2 protein-coding genes and 1 pseudogene are annotated in these 4,034 nt (G+C 60.2%); 1 reads left to right on the forward strand and 2 read right to left on the reverse strand.

The genetic code is table 11. The features are described from left to right. Positions 1–204 (reverse strand): annotated as a pseudogene (locus CAK78_RS09825) (IS5/IS1182 family transposase); the annotation flags it as partial. Between the two features lie 370 nt (positions 205–574). Between CAK78_RS09825 and polA the strand changes: the two are divergent. Further along, positions 575–3,325, forward strand: a complete 2,751-nt coding sequence (gene polA / locus CAK78_RS09830) for a DNA polymerase I (RefSeq protein ID WP_094697144.1) — start codon at positions 575–577, stop codon at positions 3,323–3,325. Positions 3,326–3,414: 89 nt separating this feature from the next. Here polA and CAK78_RS09835 read toward each other — a convergent pair whose 3' ends face one another. Beyond that, a complete protein-coding gene (locus tag CAK78_RS09835; RefSeq protein WP_094697145.1) occupies positions 3,415–3,954 on the reverse strand; it encodes a gamma carbonic anhydrase family protein in 540 nt (179 codons plus the stop codon). Between the last annotated feature and the right edge of the window lie 80 nt (positions 3,955–4,034).

Genomic DNA, 4,034 nt, shown 5'->3' on the forward strand with positions numbered 1-4,034 from the left:
CTGCTGCATACAGTGAATGCGGAGCATGGTATCGAGTGGGTAGGGACGACGCCCGTTACCAGCTTTGGGATAGACGGGTTCGATGACCCCCAGCATCCTTGGCCATGGGAGCACAGCCTCCATGCGAGCCAAGAATATCTCTTTACGGGTTTTACGGCGTTTGCCATTGAACTCGCAGTCCGCGAAGGTGAGCTGGTGACTCATGCTGAACCTCATCCCTGATGCCAAGTGGGGTTCATGATCTCACATCAAGGACTTTTTCGCACTTTCCCTAGGATTGTTTCGTTTCGGATCCTGCCGCGTTTACTCCCTTAAATCTTTTTCCACATTGATCGAGATCATTTCAACGGTCTGGTGATTGGTTTTAACGATCTCAATTCATTGTTATATATGAAATTTTCATTTTTTATCCACAGTGGTTTAACTGGGCGTCATCAATCACGCCATTTTTGAGCACAGAGTTATCCACAGCATGGCTGTCGATGAGGATCCCTCGGCCGGGTCGCCACCCCTCTTGGTGTGAGGGGGGCCCTGTGGCATCCTAGCGGCTGTTTATCTCTGGCAGGACGATTTCATGGCCCCTAGCAACCCCCTTATTCTGGTCGACGGCTCCTCTTATCTTTACCGCGCCTTCTTTGCCTCTCAGCAGGCCGATCTGCGCACCTCGACCGGTTTGCCGAGCGGCGCCGTCCGTGTCATGGCCAACATGATGCGCAGTCTGCGCAAGCAGTACCCCGACTGCCATGTGGCCGTGGTGTTCGATGCCAAGGGCAAGACCTTCCGCGACGACATCTATCCCGAATACAAGGCCAACCGGGCCAGCATGCCGGATGATCTGCGCAGCCAGGTGGCCCCCATCCACCAGATGATCAAGGCGATGGGCTTCCCCTTCCTGATGGTCGAAGGGGTCGAGGCCGACGACGTGATCGGCACCCTGGCCCGTCAGGCGACCGAGAAACAGCTGCCGGTGCTGATCAGCACCGGCGACAAGGACATGGCGCAGCTGGTCTCCGACCATGTCACCCTGATCGACACCATGAAAGATGTGAAGACCGATCGGGAAGGGGTGATCGAGAAGTTCGGCGTGCCGCCCGAGCTCATCATCGACTACCTGGCCCTGATGGGAGACAAGGTGGACAACATCCCCGGCATGACAGGTGTCGGCGAGAAGACAGCCCTGGCCCTGCTGCAGGGGATCGGCAGCATCGACGAGATCGCCGCCAACTTGGACAAGGTGGCGGCCCTCGGCTTCCGCGGCTCCAAGACCTTTGCCGACAAGTTCCGCGAGCAGGAGGAGCAGGTGCGCCTCTCCTATGTGCTGGCCACCATCAAGACCGACGTTGAGCTGGAGCAGAGCCTGGAAGAGCTGGAACTCGGCCCCATCGACAAGGAAGCCCTGTTGGCGGTCTATCGCGAGTATGAGCTGCGCAACCTGATCAAAGAGCTGGAGTCCGGTGGCGAGGAGAGCGGCGCCGAAGGTGATGATGAAGGCGCCGCCCCGGCTGCCGCCATCGAAACCGACTACCGCTGCATTCTGGACGAGGCCGAATTTGATGAGTGGCTGGCACGCCTGCAGGCGGCGCCGCTGTTTGCCTTCGACACCGAGACCACCAGTCTCGACTATATGGAAGCGCGCGTCGTTGGCGTCTCCTTTGCCATCGAACCGGGCAAGGCGGCCTATGTGCCCTTCGGCCACGACTATCTGGGGGCGCCGGTACAGCTGACCGAGGCCGTGGTACTCGGCAAGCTCAAGCCGCTGCTGGAAGATCCGGCCCGCCTCAAGGTGGGGCAGAACCTCAAGTACGATCGCAACGTGCTGCTCAACCACGGCATCGAGCTGCAGGGTATCGCCTACGACACCATGCTGGAGTCCTATGTGCTCAACTCCACCGCCAGCCGTCACGACATGGACTCGCTGGCCCGCAGGTATCTGAATGTCGAGACCATCTCGTTTGAAGAGATTGCCGGCAAGGGGGTCAAGCAGCTCACCTTCAACCAGATCGAACTGGAGCAGGCGGCCCCCTACGCGGCGGAAGATGCCGACATCACCCTACGCCTGCATCAGGCGCTGTGGGGCAAGCTCGCTGCCGAGCCGGGCCTCGCCAAGGTATTCAGCGAGATCGAGCTGCCGCTGCTGCCGGTGCTGGCCCGGATGGAGCGGCTCGGCACCACTATAGAGCCCAAGTTGTTGCATCAGCAGAGCCAGGAGATCGAAGTGCGGCTGGCGGAGCTGGAGAAGCAGGCCCACGAGCTGGCCGGGCAGGAGTTCAACCTCTCCTCGCCCAAGCAGCTGGGGGAGATCCTCTTCACCAAGCTGGGGCTGCCGATCATCAAAAAGACTCCGAAAGGAGCCCCTTCTACCGCGGAAGAGGTGCTGGCTGAGCTGGCGGAAACCTATGAGCTGCCGCAACTGCTGATGGAGCACCGTGGCCTGGCCAAGCTCAAGTCCACCTACACCGACAAGCTGCCGCTGATGATCAAGCCGCAGACCGGGCGGGTGCACACCTCCTATCATCAGGCGGTGGCGGCGACCGGGCGGCTCTCGTCTACCGATCCCAACCTGCAGAACATCCCGGTGCGCAACGAACAGGGGCGTCGCATTCGGCAGGCCTTCATCCCGTGCGCCGGTTACAAGCTGGTGGCGGCCGACTACTCCCAGATCGAGCTGCGGATCATGGCCCACCTCTCCGGTGACAAGGGGCTGCTGACCGCCTTCGCCGAGGGCAAGGACATCCACAAGGCGACCGCTGCCGAGGTGTTCGGGGTTGAACTTGATGCGGTGACCAGCGACATGCGTCGCAGCGCCAAGGCGATCAACTTCGGCCTCATCTATGGCATGAGCGCCTTCGGTCTGGCCAAGCAGCTGGGCATCGGCCGTGCCGAGGCGCAGAAGTACATGGATCTCTACTTCGAGCGCTACCCTGGCGTGCTGGAGTATATGGAGCGCACTCGCCAGCAGGCGGAAGCCCAGGGCTATGTCGAGACTCTGTTCGGTCGCCGTCTCTATCTTCCGGATATCAAGTCGCGTAACGCCGGTCTGCGCAAGGCCGCGGAACGGGCCGCCATCAACGCCCCCATGCAGGGTACGGCCGCCGACATCATCAAGCGCGCCATGATCAACGTGGATGGCTGGATCCGGGGCATTGAAGACGAGTCGATCCGCATGCTGATGCAGGTGCACGATGAACTGGTGTTCGAGATCCGTGAAGAGAAGCTGGAGGAGTACATCGCCATCATCAAGGAGAAGATGTCAGCCGCTGCCGAGCTGCATGTGCCCTTGGTGGCCGAGGCGGGCACCGGTGACAACTGGGATCAGGCCCACTGATCGCTGGCAGTCGTCATCAACACCTATATAGCTGTATAAGACGCGAAGCCCGGCCTCATGCCGGGCTTCCTGTTTGTGGTTATCTGGATTCAGACCTCTTGCAGGTATTCGTCCTTGAGCAGCACATAGTTGTCGGCCGAGGTCTTGAGGAAGGCGATCTCGGCCGGCTTGAGAGGACGTGCCTGCTTGATGGGATTACCCATATAAAGAAAACCGGCCTCGAGTCGCTTGCCTGGTGGCACCAGACTGCCGGCACCGATCATCACATCATCTTCGACCACGGCCCCGTCCAGCAGGATGGCCCCCATGCCGACCAGCACCCGGTTGCCTATGGTGCAACCGTGCAGCATGGCTTTATGACCGACCGTGACATCCTCGCCGATCAGCAGTGGATAGCCGCCAGGGTTGCTGGCGCTCTTGCGGGTCAGGTGCAGCACTGTGCCGTCCTGAATATTGCTGCGGGCACCGATGCGGATATGGTTCACATCCCCCCGTGCTGCCACCATGGGCCAGATGCTGGCATCGTCACCCAGCTGGATATCGCCCACCAGGGTGGCGCAGGGGTCCACATATACCCGTTTGCCCAGTTGCGGGCGTTTTCCCTTGTAAGGTCTCAGTCGCAAGTCCATCTTGGCCTCCTTGTTTTCGGCCATTCTAGCAATTCGGCGCCGGTTTCTGTGGATAAGTTTGTATAAAAGCTGTGCTTGGA

This window comes from Aeromonas sp. A35_P (assembly GCF_002259925.1).
Lineage (GTDB): Bacteria > Pseudomonadota > Gammaproteobacteria > Enterobacterales > Aeromonadaceae > Aeromonas > Aeromonas dhakensis.